Below are 21,147 nucleotides of genomic sequence, written 5' to 3' on the forward strand. Positions count from 1 at the left end.
TGTTTTCTCGCGGTCCAGGCTGCAGACAGGTCAACGCAGGTGCCTAGGGGAAAGCAGGGTGCGCCAGCGTCGGGTTCGCGGCAGGGATGCCAGGATGGCGGATCTGAGCTTGTCTACCAGCTGCCAGCAGTCTTCGACCTCCTGCTCATCTGAAGGATGACGGTCGAACGAGGCCTGATCAGCCATGCTGCGCAGTCGATCCAGATCCCAACGCAGCCCAGCCGACGAGGACCCTGGGGGGTCGGTCAGCAGGGTCTGGGCGATCAGAGCTGCCTGCTCGCTACGGGTGCCATCCAAGGACAGGCCGGTCTGTCTGCCCAGGTTGCCGATCTGTCGCCAGCCGGCGCGGATGCGTGTCTTCGGATCGCCGGTCGACCGGGCCCGTCGGCGCAACCAAGCCTTGACGGCCAGCAGGAGCAGAGCCAGGAGAGCGGGCAGCCAGACCGGCATGGTCCAGAGCGCCACTTTGGCTATCAAAGGGCCGTACCGCTTCCAGAAGGAGGGTGAAGACTGCCGGGATGCTTCCTGCCCGCCGACGGTAGTCCGACCCTGGGTGGTCCGGTCGTCGCGGGGAGGATCGACCAGCGGGGGTGGTGGCTGGCGAACCAGGGTACGCGGGTTGGGTGGCGTAGAGTCCAGGGACCTGTCAGGGGTCTTGGTCTCCGGTGGCGTGGGGTAGAAGGGGACCCATCCCAGACCCTCTAGGTTGACCTCCACCCAGGCCTGGGCATCGCGTCCTGTGAAGTCGATTCTGGTGCTGCCGTCCGCCTGGGTCCTGGTCCGTTCCCTGCTGATGGAGCCGTCACGGTTCTTGGGCAGGAATCCCAAGACCACCCGGGATGGCAGACCCATCTGCCGGGCCAGGAGGGCCATGGCTGAGGCGTATTGTTCGCTGTCGCCCACCATGGCCTGGCCCTGCAGGAGTTGATTGATTCGATAGTCGCCGTGGCCGGAGGCCGAGGGGTAATCGCCGGCCAGACCGTGGGAGAACCACCCCTGCCGGTGCAGCCGTTCCTCGATGGCCAGAGCCCTGGCACCGCCGCGCACCTGCATGGAGGTCATGGAGGCAGCCGCCTTGGGCAGGCTCTCTGGAGCATCCGCCAGGGGAGGCACCTGCACATCTCCCGGATCGCTGTCGGCGATGCGACGGGTTGCTGGTCTATCTTCGGCCAGGCCATGCACTGTATAGCTGGTTCCCTTCTGCAGGGCCTGATCGGTCAGGACAGTGTCTGTGGCCTTGTTGAAGTAGAGATCCTCCCTTTGCAGGCCCTTATCCGTATCGATACCGTTGACCTGTCCAGCGGAAGGCAACCAGGCGTGGTTGAATCCCTCTCGAATCTGGAAGGTCGCTGTAAAAGGTCGTCCGGTCGATTTGGTGTTTTTGTCCTTCTCCTGGTGTGTTTCTGTGCGGATCCGGGCACCGATGCGCCGGTAGTCGGCGGCTCCTGCACCTGAGGAGTCGGACAGATTCCAGACCTTGCCGTCATAACGGTCCATGACGGCCATACGAACTGGGGTGCCAGTGGGAAGGTTGCGGACCGTGACCAGGGTATCGTCGCGGTGGCGTTTGATGTAGGCGCGGTAATCGCTCAAGGGGCTGGTGAACTGGTAGGGGTCTATGGGCGGCTGGTAGTGGTCGCGAATGACTAGTCGGGTCGGGGCGGGCAGGAGTCCAGCGGAGAACATCAGTCCAGCTGCCAGGGCTAGGGTCAGGAGGGCGGATGCGGGCCCCTGCAGACGCAGCAGCCCCAGCCCACTGGCGCACCAGATCAGCAGGAGCACCCAGAGGATGCCACCTGTCAACGCCGGATAGAGGCCTCTGCTGGTGCCCAGGGCTGCTGACAGAGCCATGGTGGCCAGGATGGGCAGGGTGGCTGTCAGGACGGCCACGGGATGCGCCGGCCGTCCCAGGTTGCGGCCCAGGCCATGACGGGCCAGCAGTACGGCCAGATAACAGGTCCAGAGCATCAGCGTCCACAGGGCCATTAGTCCGCCTGCTTCCTGTCCAAGGGGTGGATCGATGGCTGCCAGGGTCTTGAAGGCGCCGAAGGTGGCGGACCACCCTTGTGCCAGGGTTGCCCAAGTGGGCAGGACATGGGCCAGGGTGGTCCCGTTCAGAGCGAATATAGGCCCTAGCAGGAATTGGGCGGCAATCAGCAGCAGAGGCTGCAGGAGGGCAGTGGCGATCCCACGCCGGGGGAGCATGGCGATCAGCAGTCCGGTCAGACAGGCGGCGGCTCCCACTGTCAGCCAGAAGGGCAGGCTGCCATAGACCGGCAGCAGCTGGAGTCCGGCCAGCAGATCGAGTGGGGCCAATGCGGCGACCAGAATAGCGGGGGAGCGGCGCCTGGTCGGGTCGACGGTGGATTGCAGACCAGACCGGTCGATCAGGCGGATAGGCTCCCTCTGGGCTTGGTCCATCCATGATGCGGATGTGCTCATGGCTGGTTCTCCAAGAGGATGGGAAGGTCCTTCCTGTTGCCCACAACAGCGCTGACCAACCCCGGTTGCATCTGCAGGCTTGGATGGGCATCCAGGTCAGCAGCTAGCAGCATGACCGGGGATGCGTTCTGGGCCGATCCGTCCGCTAGGACTGAGGGTTGGCGGTCACCCAGCGGACCGGTCACCAGGATGATCAGACTGGTTTGCTCGGGAGCATCAGCCAGATCGGGCTTGTCGTAGCTGTCCTGGCGGGGGCGGATGGCACTGCAGGCATCCAGAAAGCTTCGGGGATCCTCCGTAGGCAGGGTGGTGGTCCCATGGGCATCGGGATCGTCCGGTTCTGGGGCCAGTGCTTGCAGCCGACGGCCGTCAAGCAGGCATCGGCAGCCCAGAGAGGCATAGATTTCGACTGCCAGCTCGAACTCATCCGCGCTCCTGTAGGATATGGCCTGGCCGTCCAGGATCAGTTTGATTCTGGTGCGCAGGGTGGGCTCGTACTGGCGGACCATCAGGGTGCCGGCCCGGGCGGTGGATAACCAGTGAACCCGTTTTATGTCGTCGCCCGGAACGTAGGGGCGTAGGGCATGGAATTCCAGATCGTCGTCGACAATGCCGGGGCCAGGGTCCCCCTCCAGGTCGCGCTCCAATCCGGCTTCGAGGGGCGGCAGTGCCACCGTGCGGGGATGGATATAGAGTTTGCGGGCGCCGCTCAGAATTCGGCGGCGACGGATGAGCCCCAGCGGATCCCCAGCCTCCATGGTCACCGGGCCTAGGTCAATCACGCCACGGGACCTGGCCTCCAGTTTCAAGCGGATCTGGTGACTCTGACCGGGTGTCAGGGCTGGCAGCGGTGCCATGACGGTTCCTTGGCCTAGGGCCAGGCCGATTCGGCCGCGGCAGGTGGAGCGGCTGCCTGGGTTGGTCAGCACCAGGATCAGCTCGGCCTGGCCACCCACCTCCAGGTGGCCTTGGTCCAGGCTCGTTTCAGCGCTACAGGACAGGTTGCCCAGGCTCATCAACAACCCCAGTAGGAGCATGCCCACGCCCAGCAGAGCGCCCGCCAGCAGTTCACGCCAGCCTGTAGGGGCGAAGGCCAGAACGCACAGAAGCGTGGCCAGAGCCATAGCCCGGCCCAGGGCAGTGATCGACTGCCATAGGCCGGCGGCCCGGGATTGCAGGCTCTGTTCGGATCCTGTCGAGGATGTCGGTCTAGCTTTCGGGGCAGTTCGGCTGGCGAAGGCGGTCATGGCTCACTGCTCTCCTGTGGGGACGGAAACCTTGGCCAGGGCTTCGGCCAGCGCCTGGTGTTCATCCATGTCCGCCAGCCTGCTCTGGGAGGTCAGGATCAGCCGGTGGGCCAGGATGGGGTCGACCAGTTTCTTGACATCATCGGGAATCACGTAGTCACGGCCTTGGGCGCAGGCCCGGATCCTGGCGCAACGGACCAGAGCCAGCCCGCCTCTGATGGAGGAGCCGACCCGGATGGCGGGACTGTGCCGTGTGGCTTCGATGATGTGGATGACGTATTCCATGATGGAGGAATCGCAGAAAACCTCGGAGGCGCAGGCAGCCATGGCCTCCACCTGGGCGGCGTCGACCACCGGTTCCACCAGGCCTGCCCGGTCGCGGATGTCGGCTTCTTCAAGAATGCGCATGCTGGCATCGTGCCCAGGCGCCCCAAGCGAGGTGCGGATCAGAAAGCGGTCCATCTGAGCCTCGGGCAGGGCATAGGTGCCTAGCTGTTCGATGGGATTCTGAGTAGCCATCACCATGAATGGCCGAGGGAGGCGGTAGGTGCGGCCATCCACGGTCACCTGGCCCTCCTCCATGACCTCCAGCAGGGCCGACTGGGTCTTGGGGGAGGCTCGGTTGATCTCGTCGGCCAGAACCAGGGAAGCAAAGACCGGGCCGGGCCGGAAGGAGAATTGTCCTTGAGCCTGGTCATAGAAGGTCACACCCAACAGGTCGGAGGGCAGCAGGTCCGGGGTGAACTGGATCCGCTTGCAGTCCACGGCGATGGAGGCAGCCAGGGCGCGTGACAGCTGGGTCTTGCCAGTGCCCGGATTGTCTTCCAGGAGCACATGGCCTCCCGCGATCAGGGCGGTGACACATAAGGCGACGGTTTCCTCCTTGCCCAGCACCGCCTGGCCGACGTTGTCCACGATGGAGCGGAAGAGGTTGGCGAAGGTCGACACATCCACGGGGGCCTGGTTCTTGCCTGTGGCATGGCCTGAACGTCGCTGCTGCCTGGTCTCTGATGCCTGACCTCCTGCTTCGGTGGGAGGCCGTTGGTTCTGCCCGGTCTCGACTTCGTATCTGGGAACTGAGGTGCGCTCCAGCTGTGGGTGACGGGATTGATCGGTGGCGTCGACGAGGTCAGGCCCTGCAGGAGCTGAGGAGGACCGGGAGAACAGGTCACGGACTGGCTGATGACCGGGGATAGTCCCGTCTTCCACCATGGTGCGGTCCGATGGGGCAGATTCCGTCCCGGATTTCTGATTCATTTCTTGTCCGGCAGCCACGGGGATGCGGCCGGGCCTGGTCCGGTCGTCGTTCGCCGCCGAGTCAGATTCCTGCTGCCCCAGACCGGCCATGAGGGCCTGGCGCTGTCGCTTGAGTACATCCAGTCGGTCGGCGGGGATCCGTCGGCCTTCGTTGGTTGCCTCGCGGGCGGCCTTGGGGGTACTCCTCCTGGTCGCGTCATCCGGGATGGTGCCGTCCTGCTGGATGGGTTCCTGTGCGCTTCGATCATCCATGGTCATTCATCCTTGTCTGCTGAGGGACCCCTGACGGGTAAGGGTCTTGTCGCTTGGTTTGTCGGCATCCTCGGGCAGGGTCAGCTCCTTGGTGGCGGCGGGCGAATGGCCTTCGGACCCCACTCCACGGATGCGAGCTACCGCCCGGAAGTTCAGCCTGGCACCAGGTTTGACTGATCCGGCGGGCAGGGTGATGACATCACTGACCTCCGGCTGACCGCATGGCAGGGTCCAGGAAGCCTTGCCGGGGTCGAGGCCATCGATGCTCACCTGGATGTCTGCGCAGGGTCGGCCGTGTTCGGCACCAGGGTTCAGGACCAGCTTGACCTGATCCTTGCCTTGGTACTCCAGAGTCTGGAATGCAGGCGGATCCGGGTGCGACCAGGTGGCTCCAGAGGCTGAGGCCACAGGTCCTGATCCGGCCATATTGGCCGGGGTCACGCTCACTGTGCAGGTGCCTCCGGACTCGTCATGACCCACATCGAAGACCGCCTTGGTGGAGGTGGCCGACCGCCATCGTGGCGAACCGCAGCCGGAACCCTCCCCGTGGACCGTATAGCCCTGGATGGGTGGGCCATGATTCTCTGGCGGACGCCAGGTGACGGTCAGGGTTTCCTTGCTGCCGCCGTCCACAGTCAGTGCCTGCACGCCTCCGGGAAGTGCGTCTGGCCTTGCTGCCGCCGGCGAGGAGGCGGGGGACCAGCCCACCTGGTTATGGGCTTGGACAGTGAAGGAGTAATCATGGCCGTTGTCCAACCCGTCGACCCGGCAAGTGACGGCATTGCCGCAGGAGCGTTGTCCCGAGCCTGCCGATGAGGTGTAGGAGACTCGATACTCGTCCACCGGACTGCCGTTGGCTGCACCCGGCTCCCAGGCCAGCAGAACCGTTCCGTCGCCTGCCTGGGCCGCGCCCGACAGCATTCTGGGGGCCTGAGGGCGGTCGATGATGCCCACGGTGATGGTGGCGCTCACCCGGCGGCCCGGATCCCGGCTGCCATCCTCGACCGTGGCCAGAATGGTGTTGGTGGAGGCGCCGATGTCACGATCGGCTTTGATGGCGATCCTCCCGTCGCCCAGGTTGCTGGCTGTCAGACGTGAGGTGTCGTCGCTGACCAGGCCGACCACGCGCAGCGGGGTGTCGGGGAAGGGGTTGAGGGCATCGTCGAATAGGTTCAATTCCAGACTCTGACCGGCTTTGAGCCCCACCTGGCGTGAGGGGACCGAAGCCAGAGGCCGGGTGGTGGCGACGATGCGGAAGGTCAGGACCGTATGCACCTGGCCGGATGAACCGGCGATGGTTACCGACAGGGTGGCCTTGGTGCCAGGCGTTGCGGTCTTGTCAGCGGACACGTTCAGCTGGCCCCGAGGACTCAGCTTGGCATGGATCGGCCCCTGGGGGTCCCCGGAAGAGAATGTGCTGTCTGCTGGGTCGCTTCCCTGAGGCCAACGGGTCATGGCAGGCAGGGAGATGGTCTGTGCCGGCTCCCCGGCCACCAGATCGATGACCGGTGCCGAGAGGACAGGCGGGGATGCTCTGCCGCCTGTTACGGTGATGGGCAGGGTCAGCACCGACTCGTTGACGATGGCCTGGCTGCCTGGATCCCCATCACGGACGGCAAAGGTCAATGAGGCTGGACCGGCATAGTCCTTGGCGGCGGTGAACCTCAGGGTGTGCTCGTCCACATAGGGGTCGGACCCGTCGGACTTGGTGGCGGAAACGGACTGGCGGGAGGTGATCCGTGCGGTCTTGCCTGCGCCCACCCTGACCTGATCGGCGATGTCGATGGTGATGCTCTGACCAGCCCGCACTTTGAGGGCCGGAGCGCGTGGTCTTAGGACCGGGGGGAATACCCCATAGGCGGGGACCTTCACAAAGGCCATTGAGGTGATCTTGTACCGGGTGTTGGTGACGGTGTAAGGCACGGCCCTGGCCTGGTTGGTCAGGTCGATGACCAGCTTGGTGGAGCCGGTTTCGCCTACGGTCCTGGCATGGGCCCTGGCCCCAGGATGAATCCCCAGGCGCAGGTCATCGAGGGTGCCGGATGGATTGCTGATGGAGTCGGCCAGATTGACTTCCACGCTGCGCTTATCCACCGTATCCTCGGGAGCCACCTGGTAATCCTGCGCTATGGGCGGCTGGATGGGGGCCTGGGGATCCGAGACCACGGTCAGAGTGGCCTGGTCGCTCAGCCCTGCCCGGTTGTGAGCCCGGTAGACCAGATAGGAGGTGCCTGGCTGTGAGGGGGCGGTCAGCCGGATCATGTCGTCCTTTACGCTGGCTTGGTCCAGGCCCTGGCGCTCCAGGTGGGGGTCCAGGCTCAAGGAGTGGTCATCCCCGGAGATGTCGTTGAGCAGAACCGGCACGTCGGCCACGGTCCCGGGCCGCAGCTTGACCTTGTCGTCCCGGGCGAAGACCCCGGTTACCGAGGAGTCGGGGAAGACGCCGATGCGCACGTGTGCCTGGGCACGCTGCCCCATCCAGTCCTCCACGGCGTAGGTGAACTCGTCAGTGCCATGCGAGTCGGGATAGGCCTCATAGATCAGGTAGTCGGCACCGGCTTTGACGATCCTGCCCAGCCTGGGTGCCTGATTGCCCAAGCCGGACAGGGTGTCGCAGTCTCCGTCCGGGTCGATGCCGGTCAGGGGGACGGGGATGCGCACCTTGGTCCCGGCAGCCACCTGGGCCCGCAGATCCTTGGGTGTAGGCGCGGGCTTGCTGGCCGGGTCGGAGGCATGCACCCGGAAGGTGATGGTGCCTGAGGCCGCGTTGCCCAGATCGTCCCTGACCGTATAGGTGGCCGTGAAGTCCCCGGTGCGCTCGCTGGCCTGATATCTGACCGTATCCCCGGATACGAAGGCCAGGCCCGCAAAGACCCGCTGATCCGTAGTCAGCTGCTGATCCAGGGTGACGCTGGTCCCGTCAGCGTGGGTGACCTTGTCCATGACTGGAACCGTGACCAGGCCCGATGAGCGGACCCCTACCGTCAGATTCGGGGCCTTGGGCGCTGAGGCTGCCCTGCTCAGGGAGGGAGGCTGCAGGACGATGGTCCCTTGGGCGCTGCCGCTGGCGTTGGCAACTGTGTAGGCAATGCTCAGCGGCCGTGTGGGGATTTTTCTGGCAGACAGGTAGACCCGGCGGTGGTCCACGATGCCGGCCTTGATGCCGGAGTCCGGATCCACCCGCACATCGGTCAGGGCCAGCACTCCGCCCATGGGATCCAGGTCGTTGTCGAGCGGATCGACGATGGCGGTCTGGTCGGTCCCAAGTAGGGCTACATCGTTGACAGGAACCGGCAGCGCGGATCCGCCATGGTCGTGTTCTACCTCCAGCCTGACCAGCCCTTGGGTCTCCCGGTCACCCTGGGCCACCCGGTAGGGCACGTAATAGGTGCCCGGGTTGGCGGCGGTGGCAGTGAAGGAAAGGCTCTCGGTGTTGACCTTTATCTGGATTCCGTCGGGCTTGTCGACCCGGATCAGGCGGAGGGGCTGAGCGGCATTGGCGTGTACGCTCCTGCTCAGGTCCACGGTGGCCTCTCGGCCGGCAGTGGCCTGGCGAATGACCGGATCGACCAGTGGGGCCAAGGTGTTGACGGGTCTAATGGTGAAATAGATGAGTCCCTGACCGCTCATGACTCCGTCTGAAACAGTGACTTTGACTGCCAGCTGACCGGAGGTGGCCGATCCGGCACTCATGGTCAGCTGTCCGTCAGCCCTGGTGGACAGGGATATCCGATCCGAATTGACGGACTCGGCACCGGCCAGGGTCAGGGGGTCCCCGTCGGGATCCTCGAAGCCGGCCAGGGCGTTGACGGTGGTTGTGGCTCCCTGCTCCACCTCGTACTCGGGAGGGGTATCGTTCTGGACCGGTGCCTGATCGCCTCGGTCCATCTTGGCTGGGGCAATGTTGAGGTCGATGCCAGCCGAGGAGACCTGGCCGCGTCCGTCGGTGATGGAGTAGTTGATCCGGGCCCGGCCGACAGGTGCGTCGCTGGCATCCACCTGCAGGTAGCGGCCGTTCATGACCGGGGTCAGGCGAAGGTTGCCCTGTGAGCTGCGTGCATCCTCGATTCGCAGAACCGAGCAGTCGGTCTGGTGATCGTTACGCAGGGGATCCAGCAGGGCTCTGGATCCGGCCCGAATGCCCAGACTGTCGTCCTCGGCCTGGATGGGTTGGGATCCTGATCGACAGGTGGCAGCGAACCGCTGACGATTGTCGGCCGAGTCCTGACGCTGATCGGTCCTGTCCGTGTGTTTGACCTCCATGGTCTGCCACTGCGGCCGAATCACCTTGGTGGAGGTTCGGGGATTCCAGACATCGCCGGTCAGTACGTCATTGAGGATGACCCTCCGGTGGTTGGCTCGGAAGACTAGATCCGAGGTGGGGCCGATGGCCTCCAGGGTGGAGGCACGCGGCTGCGGTGACCGAACCTGCGGCATGGCTGTCCCTGTTGCGCACAATCGCAGGAAATTGTTCCCCGAAGAGGCCCAGGCCGTCCAAAGGCATCCGCCAGAGGAGACCGGTTGAGCGGGTTGACCGCTGCCGCCGGTGTCTACAGTCTCAACCTTATTGCTGGGGTGATCCAGATCAACCAGGTGGACGCTTTCCTGATCGGTCAGGCCCACCCAGGGTCCCTGGCGGTCCATATCCACTGGAGTGGATTGGAGTTGCAGGTCTCCCCGGTGCGGTATCCGGATGGATCCCTGGGGCCAGTAAAGCCGGTCACCAGCCAAAAGGACGGGCCTTCCGTCGATGACGCTGAAGGCAGTGGCCCGGACGGGGATGTGGTTTGTCAGGGAGTCCAGTTCACGGTGGGCCCGGGAGTCTGGTCCGTCGATCCTCAACACGACCCCGTCCGAGGGCCGGTAGGCGTAGACGGCTCCGGAGGCATCCACGGTGACGGAGGCCCCGGAGCCCAGGGTCAGCACAGGGTCCCGGCGCTGCGGGTCCAGATCTCCCGGCGAAGCGGCCCGGCCCACCCAGATTTTGCCGGTCCGCGCCTGGAAGAGAACCAGTGTGGGTCCGTTGACCATCCGCTGGACCCTGGCATCCGAACGGGTGGTGTCCCCCAGGGTGGCGGTGGAGGCCGCTATGGGTGCCATGCCTCCCTCCCGGCCCAGGATGACCGCGTATCCGCTCTGGGCCAGGTCGAAGTGGTCGGTGCCCGTCGACAGGGCCACGTCCGCCTCTCCGATGTCGGGCTTGAACCGGGCGACCTTACGCTCGTTCTGGGAGGTGATCCAGATGCTGCCGTCATCCACCTGAACGGCACGGCGGTCCACCCCATGCACGAATAAGACGCCCAGGATGAGCAGAACCAGCGCCGTCAGCGTGACGGCCAGGATGGCGGCAGGGTTCTTGGCGCGGACGGCCAGAGCATGCCGCAGGCGCAGCCCGGCCCGGCGCATCCGCAGGAATCCTCCCTGCAAGTCCATAATCCCCTGGGTTCCTTTCCTGTCCTGCCACACAGGCTTAGCTTCTTAACTCGTCCCGGACCGCCGTAAATGCTCTCTCTGAGGACTGATTTTAGCTGGTTTGCAGGGGCTTGGTGGTCTGTGAAAGTCGGGGTGGTCGAATGTGAAAATTCATCCACCGAGGGTTTACTGAACAGCGCAGATGATGGTCGGTTCCTGGGACATGCTCCGGTCGGCCCGCACCAGGGTGACGCTGATGCAGGTCTGGCCCCCCTGCGGATCGTCGATGCGGGCGGTCGGCTGTCGAGTCTGCACGCTGCGGCCACGGTCGTCGTTGCCACCTTGGTCCAGGGGATGCCAAACGTAGCTGTCTCCCGGTTTGGGGTCGGGATTGGCCCAGGTGAAAACTGCCGTGGTGCCCTGGTAACGGCCCTGACCCTGGGTGGGCGAGGGAACCGCGCCCTCCTGCAGATCCTGGGGGCCACTCGAATCCGTCGGGTCCGGGGACTGCGCCTGCTGGGTTTGGATCTGGGAGGCTCCTGTAGTCGGCTGTGAACCTCGCTCGGATCCGTTTGGCAGGCCGACAACGAAGGCCCAGACCAAGGCAACGGCCAGGACGGCAGCGAGGATCAGCGCCAGAAGAATCAGGCGGCGGCCGCCAGGAAACCGCCTGGCTTGGCTGTCTCCATGGTCAGCGACCGCCTCCCTGTCTGGTTGCAGACGCGATTCGGAACTGGTCCCTGTCCCGGTCCAGGTGTGACCGGACTCCTTGTTCTCCGTCCCGCCCGGAATGGCTCCGGTATGGGCGTGCGGGCGTACATCCCCCTTGGGATAGGGGTCGATTCCCTCGCCGATGAAAGGCGTCGCATGGCCGTAGAGCTGCTGCTGGACCTCCTGAAGGGCGCGGCCGAACTCAAGTGCCGAGTAGTAGCGGTCGTCCCGGTCATGGGCCATGGCCTTCTCCAGAACCGCAGCCAGCATAGGAGAGGCCTCACCCATGTGCAGAACCGGGGTCTCAGCTGTCAGAATCAGCTGTGACAGGTGATCCTCATCCCTGGCCCGGTAGGCGTACTCGTAGGGGGAGCGGCCGGCCAGCATGCCGAAGAGCGAGGCGCCCAGGGAGTAGATGTCGCTGGCCTCGGACCCTCCTGAGCGGTTGGCCAGGACCTCTGGAGCCGCCCAGGGTATGGAAAGGCCGCCGGCCCGTTCGCCTCCATAGATGCCCGAGGAGATGCCGAAGTCGGCCAGGACGGGCAGGCCCTGGTCGGTGATCAGAAAGTTGCTGGGTTTGACGTCCCGGTGCAGGATTCCGCGTTCATGGGCGCAGTAGAGGGCCGAGGCCATGCGCACTCCCAGGTCCAGCACGCCTTCCTGATCCATGCCTCCCTTGAGCATGATGGCCTTGCAGCTGCCGCCTGGAGCGTATTCGAGCACCAGACAATCCCGTCCGTCATCGCTGACAAGCGCCTGGTAAATGCTCAGGATGCAGGGGTGGGTGGAGAGCTTGGCCAGGGTCTTGGCCTCCCGCAGAAAGAGCTGATGGGTCTGCTGGTCCATGCTTCCTTGGAGGGCCACCTTGACCGCCACAGGTCGGTTGAGCCCCTCCTGCTCGTACAGGTAGACGGCGGCGGTGCCCCCCAGGTCCAAGGGACGCATAAGCCGCAGCCCGGGCAGCGCTGGCGCATCGTCCATGGCTGGAACCGCACCTGGGCGCTGGGGGTGGGAACCGTTCTGCTGCAAGGGACATTACCTCCTAAGAACTGCCTGGAAACTGCTATCCACGATAACAGCACGTCGTTCCTGATCAGGCATCGATTGAGCCTTCTGCCGGCGGTTCCGGACCAGCGGGTTTCGGGGCCTGTAGATGGACCATGCCGGACCCTATTCTTGTAGCTATGAGCAAGCAGCCACCGGTGGATCCGCAAGAGGCCATGGAACCGGTCCGCGCCCTTATCGGCGATCGGCTCCAGAACGAGGAGGGTCGGCCTACCCGGGCCCTGGTGGTGGCTGGTCCTCCTCGCAGCGGCAAGACCAGGCTGACTACCCGGGCTCTGCTGGCCGGTATGGAGCAGTTTGGTGACGGAGCCAGCATGGCCGTATCAGGTAGGACCGCGGCCGACCAGGTCAGCCGCCAGGTCATTCTTGAGCGGGGCAGGTCCGACCGCACCCGGCCTGTGGGCACCCTGCAGGCCCTGGCCTTCCGTCTGCTGACACGGTCCCGGCTGGCCCAGGGGGGCCACGATCCGCTCCTGCCTAGGTTGCTCAACGGCGCCGAGGAGGATGCCCTGCTCAGGCAGGTTATGACCGTCCATCTGGAGCATGTACAGGCCGGGGACGACTGCGCAGTCTGCCGACTCCTGGAACGCTACTTTCGCAACGGGGCGGGCTGGTCCTCCGTTTTGGTTGGCGATGACCAGGGACGGGTCGTAGGGGTCGCGGACAGATTCATCGCCCAGCTGCGGGACATGTTCGCCCGCATGACGGAATTGGGCCTGGATAGGGATGACCGGGATCAGCTTCTGGATGCTTTGGCCGTCCAACCCATGGATCCCGACCGCCGCGACCGGCTGGGCCTGCAGTGGCGGCTGGCCTTCGCCCTGGAGGATGAGTATCGCCAGAGCATCACCGAGAGCTACCCGGACGAATTCCGTCTGGACCCCTCCATGCTCATGGTCGAAGCCTCCCGCAGCCTGGACGGTCTGGCCGATGACGACCTGCCCGACCTGCTGGTCGTGGACGACTGGCAGGACATCACCCTGGCCGGGATGGGCCTGTTGCAGGGCTTGAACCAGGCTGGCTGCCGACTCCTTCTGGTGGGCAATCCCGACCAGTCGGTCCAGTCCTTCCGCGGCTCCTACCCGGAATTTCTGGCCACTCGCCTGACGGCCTTGTCCAAGCCCATGCCAAGCGCCTCAGCCCCCCTGCTGGCCCAGGATTTCGCCTGCCTGGACGCCGCCACCGTGACCCTGAAACCCCGGAGAATGGTGGTTCCGGAAGCAGTTGCAGAGCATACCGAAAGCGGCCGGGGTTCCGACCCGGCGGCTCCAGGTTCCTACGCTGATCTGGTGGCTGCCAGGGTCAGCCTGGGCATCGCCGGAGTCGAGGAGAACGACACCCCCCTGCCCGACAGGCCTGGCAAGCTGCCCGCCTGGCCCGGTGCCGGACCTGTGGCACCCTTGACCGATGGCGACGGTCTTATCCGTGATGGCAGCGTACAGACCAGACTCTTCCACACCCCCGACCAGGAGGACGATGACCTGGTTTGGCAGATCAAGCATGAGTTTCTGGCCAATCAGCGTGACTGGAACGACATGGCCGTCATCGCCCACGACAACATGACCCTGCGTACCCTGGGCCGCAAGCTGCGTGTTCAGGGTGTGCCGGTGCGCTTCTCCTCGGTGACCCGTCCGCTCAGCCAGGAGCCCGCCATCCAGGGCCTCTTCGCCCTGGTCGAGCTGGCCCAATCGGTGCTGGACCCTGGTGCCGCCGGAAGCGACCCGGACGATCTTGCCCAGGTGGCCGCCTGGATCCGTTCTCGCCTGCGCACCCTGATGGCTGGGCCGCTCTTCCGTGTTCCCGCCACCGCCGCTCGCGCAGAGCGACCCGTCAGAATGGAACGCCTGGAGTCCATCATGGAGACCATGGCCGCATTGGCTCCCCTGTCCGACCAGCGGGGGAGTGACCCGGACTCATCGGGCTCCTTGGAGGACCTGCCGCTCCTGGGACAGGCCTGGCAGACCTGGGTCGAGGACCTGGCCGAGCGGCGGGCTCAAAGGGACCGTTCATCCGGCATCAGCGTCGATGACTCCCTGTTGACCAGGCACGATTGCGCCGAGCCAGGGGACGGGTCTGGTCCCTTCTCCACAGCCTCGGCCCCGGACCAGCCGGTGGATCTGGGAGACCGGGGTGCTCAACAGCCAGCCATTCTGTCGGTTCAGGCTTTGGAGACCCTGCTGGTGCTGGATCCGGATGACCGATCCTCGGGAATCATTCTGGAGGCCATGACCGCTATCGCCGGAGGTCGCCGGGAGGACCCTGACGTTCAGGTCCTGGACAGGGCCCTGCAGGTTCTGCATCTGACCGCCACCCGCATCAGCGCCCTGGAGGACCGTCAGCCCCAATACGTGCTCTGGGAGGCCTGGCGGAGCCTGGACCTGGCCGATGACTGGCAGCGGCGAGCCCTGATGGCCACCCAGGAGGGGGAGGAGGCCAACGACCGTCTGGACGCGCTCATGCGGCTCTTCCAGTACGCGGCTGGCTCCCGTCGTTTCCCCACGGTCGAGGCCTTCATGGACCAGGTGCGCACCATGCAGATCGAGGCCGACTCCCTGGCGCGGATCGGGCCCATCGAGCACGCCGTCACCCTGACCACACCCGCCGGCGCCGCCGCCCTGGCCACCGACTGGCCGCTGGTCTGGCTGCCCGCCGTCCAGGACGGGGTCTGGCCTAATCTGATCCCCCGCGACACCATGTTCGGGGCCGAGGAGCTGGCCGACCTGGTCCTGCACGACCGCATCGGCGACCCCCTGGCGGACACGCTCAGCCACGATCCTGCCCTGCGCTCCATCCTCTACGCCGAGAAGAAGGGTTTCCTGGAGGCGCTGACCAGGGCCCGGACCCAGGTACGCATCAGCGCGGTCTGGAACGATGACCTGGTTCCATCGGACTTCCTCTACGGCTACCTGCCCGAACGCTATCCACGCACCGCCGATATGAGCCAGGCCGAGTTCAGCATGGTCGGCGCTGGCTCCGGCGGCAGTGAGCGCTATGGGGGGCTGGAGGTGTCTGCTAGGGGGCTGACGGCGGCCGCCCGGTCCATCCTGGCTGTTCAAGCGCTGCTCCCGGAAGATCAAGTCGACCGTGAGCGAGTGGACGATGCCGTGCAAGCCCTGCGGCTGCTGGCCGACCAGGGCCAGGATTCGGCCGATCCCAGGCATTGGCCCTTCCTCTATGACCATGACCAGGAGGGCGCTGCTGAACCGGCCTCGGCGGAAGAAGTTCATACTGCACAGGCCGCCGAGTCAAGGGCCGTAGGCGCCGCCTCAGGTGTCACATCGGTTACTGAAAGGGACCATGCCCCTCGTTCTGCACATGCTTCCGTCAATCAAGCCGGTCAGGCGGATCGAATACAAAACCGTGACCAGGGTCGTGACCATCGCCATGAGCGCCGGTCCGACCGCCAGGTGGTCCTTCTTTCGCCCTCAGCGGTCGATGCCATCTGGAACTGCCCCCTGGAGTGGGCCCTGGGTGACCAGTTCTCCGGCCCCTCCCCGTCAAGGGTGCCTACGGAGTTCGGTTCCCTGATTCACAAGGTGGCCAGCGAGGGCACAGCCCAGGGATTGGACCGTCCCGGCCAGGGTGATCCGGACGCCCGCCAGCAGCAGGTGCGGGATGCGCTCCTGGACATCTACCAGGAACTGGCCCCTCAGGAACAGCGCCTGCGGGACCCCGACGAACTCTATGACCAGCGTGGTCGCAGGAGCCGGGTGGAGCCCATCCTGGATAACCTGGCCTCTTATTTCGTCCGCTCATCGGATTCCCAATACGGCCTTGATGGCAAGAGCCCGGTCCCGGTCGGCGACCTGCTGGGGGTTCAGAGCGAGCGCTCCTTCGACGTCAGCCTGTCTGTGGAGGACCTGGTTCCTGTTTGGGAAGCCACCTTCCCCGACAGACCTCTGGATGCCGATGGGCTCTTCGCCCTGATGTCCGGCCTGGTCGACGGCTTCCCAGCAGCTCTGGATTCTAGGACGACGGTCAGGCTGACCGGCCGCATCGACCGTCTGGAGGTCAGGTCCCTGCCCGAGGGCATCCGTCTGCGGCTGGTGGACTACAAGACCGGCAGGGTCCCCTATACCCAGGGGCAGCTCTTCAACGACCTGCAGCTGGTCTGCTATCAGCTGGGACTGGCCTTCCCGCCCACGCCCGGCAGCAGCCCGGAGGTGGGGGCGGCCTGGAGCCTGCCCGAGGCTCCCGATCTGGACAGGACCGAGGGGATGAAGCTGAGCCAGTCCCTGCTCCTGCAGCTGCAGGCCCCGCCCAAGGATGCGCAAACAGGGCTGCGCCGGGAGGAGATGGCCTATCAGCCGCCACTGTTCGAGCGTGACAGGCTGGTCACCATCGCTCAGCCCAGAACCGGCATGCCCTCCCCGCTCAAGTCCAAGGCTGAGCCTGCGGATCTGCCTGATCAGGTGCCGCCTGGGGTGGATGCGGACCTGTGGGGCATGGTCCGAGCCGCCCGGGTCTCCTCCCAGGCTGTATGGGGGCTGACCATGATAGCCAGGGTCTTCTTCGCTGCCGGGGTCAAGCTGACGGCTGGCCGGGATGACGCGGTCTTCGACCCTGCCCGTTGCCATCGGGCCGGCAATGGTCAGGAATGTCAGGCATGGCAACTGGTGGCGCCCAATCTACTGGAGGATCAGGAATGAAGCAGACTGCCGAACAGTCCGCCATCGTCGATGCGGATGTCAATGAGGATCTTCTGGTGGTGGCCGGCGCCGGCTCGGGCAAGACCATGACCATGACCAGCCGGGTCATCGCCCTGATCCGTCGGGGAGTGCCCTCCGAGCAGATTCTGGGGTTGACCTTCACCCGCAAGGCCGCATCCGAACTCCAGTCCAGGGTGGGGGCGGCGGTCATCCGACGCGATCAGGGCAGAGGCACCTCGGCTGTGGACCCTGAACGCAACTTTCTTAAGCCGACCGTGTCCACCTATGACGCCTTCTTCCAGTCCATCGTGCGCCAGTACGGCCTGCTGGTGGGGATGGACCAGGACACCCGTCCCCTGAGTTCGGCAGGGGCCCACCAGCTGGCCTCCCAGGTGGTTGCCGACCATCTGGATCTGATCTTTCCCGCCGGCTCCTCGGCGCAGGATGGTGAACCCGACGACCTGGGCTCTGCGACCTTCTCGACGACCGTCAACCGGGTCCTGGGGCTGACCGGGGCAGTGACCACCTCCATGATCAGCAGCGACTGCCCTGATTTCGACCAGGCTGTGGAGCGGATCCGTGCCTGGGACCGCGCCTTTGTGGATCGCGCGGACCAGCTCATCGGTGACCAGCCCGTGCCGGACACCGAGCCCAGGGCCGGCAAGACGCCACCCAAACGAAGCAAGAAGGAGACCGACGAGCACTATCAAGGCAAAATCGAGGCTTTTCGAGACGCCAGGCAGAGCATTCGCCTTTACCGGGTGGATGCTATGCGCCGGGCGGTTCTGACACGAGAGAAGCTGCTGACCCTGGTCCAGGACTACCAGCGGGCCAAGCGTCAGGCCAACATGGCCGAGTTCGGCGACTTCACCCTGGCCGCCTTCCAGCTGGTCGAGCGTTTTCCCTCCATCAGTGCCCAGCTGCGTCGCCGCTATAGCCACGTTTTTCTGGACGAATACCAGGACACCTCCACCACCCAGGCGCTGCTTCTAGCGGCCATCTTCCATCCGCAAAATCGACAGGAGGATCAGGGGAGTGCGGACCAGGCTCCCGGCAGATCCGCAGTGACTGCCGTGGGTGATCCCTTCCAGTCCATCTATGCCTGGCGAGGGGCCAGTCCCGGGGCCTTCCGCACCTTCCAGGCCCAGTTCGGCATGTTGGCCGACCGACCCGCCTCCGGCAATGGTCCCTTGTCTGGCGTGACGGCCTTTGGGCGCTCGCAGGATCAGGACCCGCTGACCCTGTCGCGCACCTTCCGCAACTCCAGCTGGGTGCTCAAGGCCGCCAACCAGCTGACCGTCCCCCTACGCCATCGGGGCCAGGAGAGCCGGTCCGAAGTAGAACTGCGCGAGGTGGATGTGGCCAGGCTCCGTCCCCGTGAGGATGCCGACCCGGGTACCGTGGGCCTCCTGGGCTACAGCACCGGCGGCCAGGAGATTGATGGCGTGGTCAGGTTCGCCCTCAAGGCACGTGAGCTTTATGGCAATCACGGTGACGCGCCGCACGTGGCTGTTCTCTTCCGCTCCAAGGCTGCCCTGCCCAGGTACCGCGAGGCCATGGAGGCTGCAGGACTGAGCTGCCAGGTCGTCGGGTACTCCTCCCTCTTTGATCGACCCGAGGTCATGGACCTTAGAGCCCTGCTCTCCCTGATCTGCGACCACACCGACAGTGATTCCCTGATGCGTCTGCTGGCCTCGGCCCGGTTCGGCATGGACGCGGCCGACCTGAGCGCTCTGGCATCCCTGGCCGCCAAGGTCAACGAGGACAGTCAGTACCGGGCCCTGATTCGTGCCGGCCTGGTCGAGTCTGACCCCGATCCGCGCCGCCGTCGTGAGGATCTGCACCGTTACCGTGACCAGGTTCCCAACGACGTTTTCCTGGTGGACCTGCTCCTGCGCGACGACCTGTCAGACCTCTTGAAGGGCTCCGGGCTCTCTGCCAGGGGAAGGGTTCTGGCCGCCGAGGCCGCCCGGGTCATCTGCCAGGTCCAGGCCGAGTCCTCGGCCCCCCTGCGCCAGGTGGTCATCGCCGCCATCCGTGCCTTGGATCTGGACGTGGACCTGGTCTTGTCTCGTTCCCTGGCCAATCCCCAACGTCCTCTGGAGCCCAGCCAGGCCAAGGTGGGCATCCAAGCCCTGCTGGATCAGGTTGATGTCTACCTGTCCGAGCTGCCCCAGGGTCTGGGGCCCAGCCTGCGCGGGTTCGTCTCCTGGCTGTCTTCCTTGGACCAGAGTCCCGAAATGCCCACTGACGGGGACGACCGGCAGGCCGATGTGGCCCTGATGACCGTCCACCAGGCCAAGGGTCTGGAGTGGGATGCCGTCGCGGTTGTCGGGCTCAAGCGTGGCGCCTTCCCCAGCAGCCAGGGCGATCGGCTCACGGTCAAGCCCGCCTCGGACCAGCCGGTGGCCCAATCCCCGGACGGCCCGGTCTACCAGTACAACTGCACGGCCCGTACCTGGCTGGTCGATCCCGAGTCCGTGCCGGTGCCGGTGCGGGCTGATGCCATGATTCTGCCCCGCTTTCCTCACGATGCCCCCCTGGGAGCTGACCCTGAAGACCTGCTGGGTCGGCTTGACCTTGCGGGCCTGGAGGAGGAGGCCATGGGCCTGTCTCGGGAGAGCGGGCTGGACGACCAGGCCCGCCCGGTCCGGGCCGATGCCATAACCCCCTCTCAGCGCGAACAGTACGGCCGTCGGCTGCTGGACGACGAGCGGCGGCTGATCTATGTGGCGGCGACCAGGGCCCGACATGACCTGCTGCTGACCTTCAGCCAGGATTCCCAGGCGGAGTCTGCCGCTTTGAACACGCCGGCTCCAGACCCGGATAAGGCCTCCAACTTCTGGACCGAGCTGGTGGAGCTCTTCCAGGAAGAGCCCGATGCGGTCAAGCTGCAGCAGGCAGAGGATGCGCAGGAGGGCGAACTGACGCCGCCCTTGGGGCTCTTTGTCGGTGAGAACGCCCAGTCCTACCGCCAGTCCATTGTCGACCGCGCGCTGGATCAGGTGGATCAGGTCGCCGCCCGCGACGGCGAACGTGACCAGGCGCTCTGGCCTCCGGTGCTGAGTGCGCGCACACGCCAAGCCCTGGATCGTTCGGCCGCTTGGGTGCACGCCGGGGAACCGGGCGAGCCCGCAGTTGATGAGGAGGGCGATGACGGGCTCTACGCCAATGCGGCCCGCGTCCTGCAGGTCAGCACGGGTCGTCTGGGTGTCGCCGATGACCAGCTGCTCACGGACCTGGATCTGCTGCGGCGCACCGGCCGACGGATCCTGGGGCATGGGGCTAGCAGCGTCACCGCAATCCAGGCTGGTTCGGCAGGGGGCGACCCCAAGATGGAGAGGGATTACTGGCAGGGGCTGGTCAGACCCATACCTCAGGTGGCCTCCCCGCAGGCCGAGGCAGGCACCCGCTTCCATGACTGGGCCAGGCGCTTCATCCTGCCCGAAATTTCCGACCCTCAAGGACTGGTGGACCTGCCCGATCAGGCGGAATCGCCGAATCTGCTCGATGGTCCGCTTGGTCCCGGGGCCATGGCCGAGCGGGCCCGCATGCTGGCCGGGCTTGACCAGGAGCGGGAGTCCCTGGATTCCCAGGCCGATCCCGTGCAGGCCCGTCTGCTGACCTGGGAGCAACGGCTGGCCGAGTCTGACTGGACCCAGCGCACTCCCGTCTGGGTGGAACGGCCCATCGTGGCGGTGCTGGCAGGCCAGATTGTCAAGGGCAAGTTGGATGCCGTCTTCGCAGGCGGACTGGACCCTGATCGCCCGGATCTGCGCTACACCATCGTGGACTGGAAGACCGGTGCCCGACCGCACGGAGAGGAGTCGACCAACCGCCGTCTGGTCCAGCTGGACTTCTACCGGCTGCTCCTGTCACGCTTGGAGGGTATCGGCCTGTCGACCATCGACGCCTGCCTTTATTATGTAAGCGAAGACCGGCCCCAGGATCGACTCATCAGGGCCCGTGCCAGGACCGAAGAAGAAATTCTCGCATCCCTGGCCGAGGGCATACCCGAGCAGTCGGACGAGGACTGAGTCTGTGGCAGACCCCGCAAGATAAGGCGATGGGTGCCGCGCATCAGCAATCATGAACAGCAGGCGATCGGCAGA

Annotated in this window: 7 protein-coding genes; 2 read left to right on the forward strand and 5 right to left on the reverse strand. The window is 65.4% G+C overall.

What is annotated here, in order from left to right; translation table 11 throughout:
* Positions 1-30: 30 nt before the first annotated feature.
* The 5 genes from J3U06_RS08465 to J3U06_RS08485 all read right to left on the reverse strand — a co-directional run bounded on the left by J3U06_RS08465 (position 31) and on the right by J3U06_RS08485 (position 12,350).
* Entirely contained in the window at positions 31-2,442 is a 2,412-nt protein-coding gene (locus J3U06_RS08465; RefSeq protein ID WP_267444918.1) for a transglutaminaseTgpA domain-containing protein, read from the reverse strand.
* Positions 2,439-3,689, reverse strand: coding sequence for a DUF58 domain-containing protein (locus J3U06_RS08470; protein WP_267444919.1), 1,251 nt, complete (start codon positions 3,687-3,689; stop codon positions 2,439-2,441). Before J3U06_RS08470 ends, J3U06_RS08465 begins: the two co-directional genes overlap by 4 nt.
* A gap of 3 nt (positions 3,690-3,692) precedes the next feature.
* Positions 3,693-5,198: an AAA family ATPase gene (locus tag J3U06_RS08475; protein WP_267444920.1), complete on the reverse strand. Its 1,506-nt coding sequence runs from the start codon at positions 5,196-5,198 to the stop codon at positions 3,693-3,695.
* 6 nt (positions 5,199-5,204) lie between these two features.
* The gene (locus J3U06_RS08480; protein ID WP_267444921.1) at positions 5,205-10,631 is read right to left on the reverse strand and encodes an Ig-like domain-containing protein; all 5,427 of its coding nucleotides are present in this window, start codon (positions 10,629-10,631) and stop codon (positions 5,205-5,207) included.
* A 165-nt stretch (positions 10,632-10,796) separates the two neighbouring features.
* On the reverse strand, positions 10,797-12,350 hold the full coding sequence (locus J3U06_RS08485) for a serine/threonine-protein kinase (protein ID WP_267444922.1): 1,554 nt from the start codon (positions 12,348-12,350) through the stop codon (positions 10,797-10,799).
* Between the two features lie 131 nt (positions 12,351-12,481).
* Here J3U06_RS08485 and J3U06_RS08490 point away from each other — a divergent pair, with 131 nt between their 5' ends.
* Together J3U06_RS08490 and J3U06_RS08495 are read left to right on the forward strand one after the other, a co-directional pair.
* A complete protein-coding gene (locus J3U06_RS08490) occupies positions 12,482-17,035 on the forward strand; it encodes a PD-(D/E)XK nuclease family protein (protein ID WP_267444923.1) in 4,554 nt (1,517 codons plus the stop codon).
* The gene (locus tag J3U06_RS08495; protein WP_267444924.1) at positions 17,032-21,072 is read left to right on the forward strand and encodes an ATP-dependent DNA helicase; all 4,041 of its coding nucleotides are present in this window, start codon (positions 17,032-17,034) and stop codon (positions 21,070-21,072) included. The genes J3U06_RS08490 and J3U06_RS08495 overlap by 4 nt, the downstream gene beginning before the upstream one ends.
* Positions 21,073-21,147 lie beyond the last annotated feature (75 nt).

It is taken from the genome of Bifidobacterium sp. B4142, assembly GCF_026537325.1.
In the GTDB taxonomy this organism is placed as follows: Bacteria; Actinomycetota; Actinomycetes; order Actinomycetales; family Bifidobacteriaceae; genus Bombiscardovia.

Coding starts and splice junctions, on each gene's coding strand:
- J3U06_RS08480 (WP_267444921.1), bottom strand. CDS start 10,631: ATGGACTTGCAGGGAGGATTCCTGCGGATGCGCCGGGCCGGGCTGCGC.
- J3U06_RS08465 (WP_267444918.1), bottom strand. CDS start 2,442: ATGAGCACATCCGCATCATGGATGGACCAAGCCCAGAGGGAGCCTATC.
- J3U06_RS08495 (WP_267444924.1), top strand. CDS start 17,032: ATGAAGCAGACTGCCGAACAGTCCGCCATCGTCGATGCGGATGTCAAT.
- J3U06_RS08490 (WP_267444923.1), top strand. CDS start 12,482: ATGCCGGACCCTATTCTTGTAGCTATGAGCAAGCAGCCACCGGTGGAT.
- J3U06_RS08475 (WP_267444920.1), bottom strand. CDS start 5,198: ATGGATGATCGAAGCGCACAGGAACCCATCCAGCAGGACGGCACCATC.
- J3U06_RS08470 (WP_267444919.1), bottom strand. CDS start 3,689: ATGACCGCCTTCGCCAGCCGAACTGCCCCGAAAGCTAGACCGACATCC.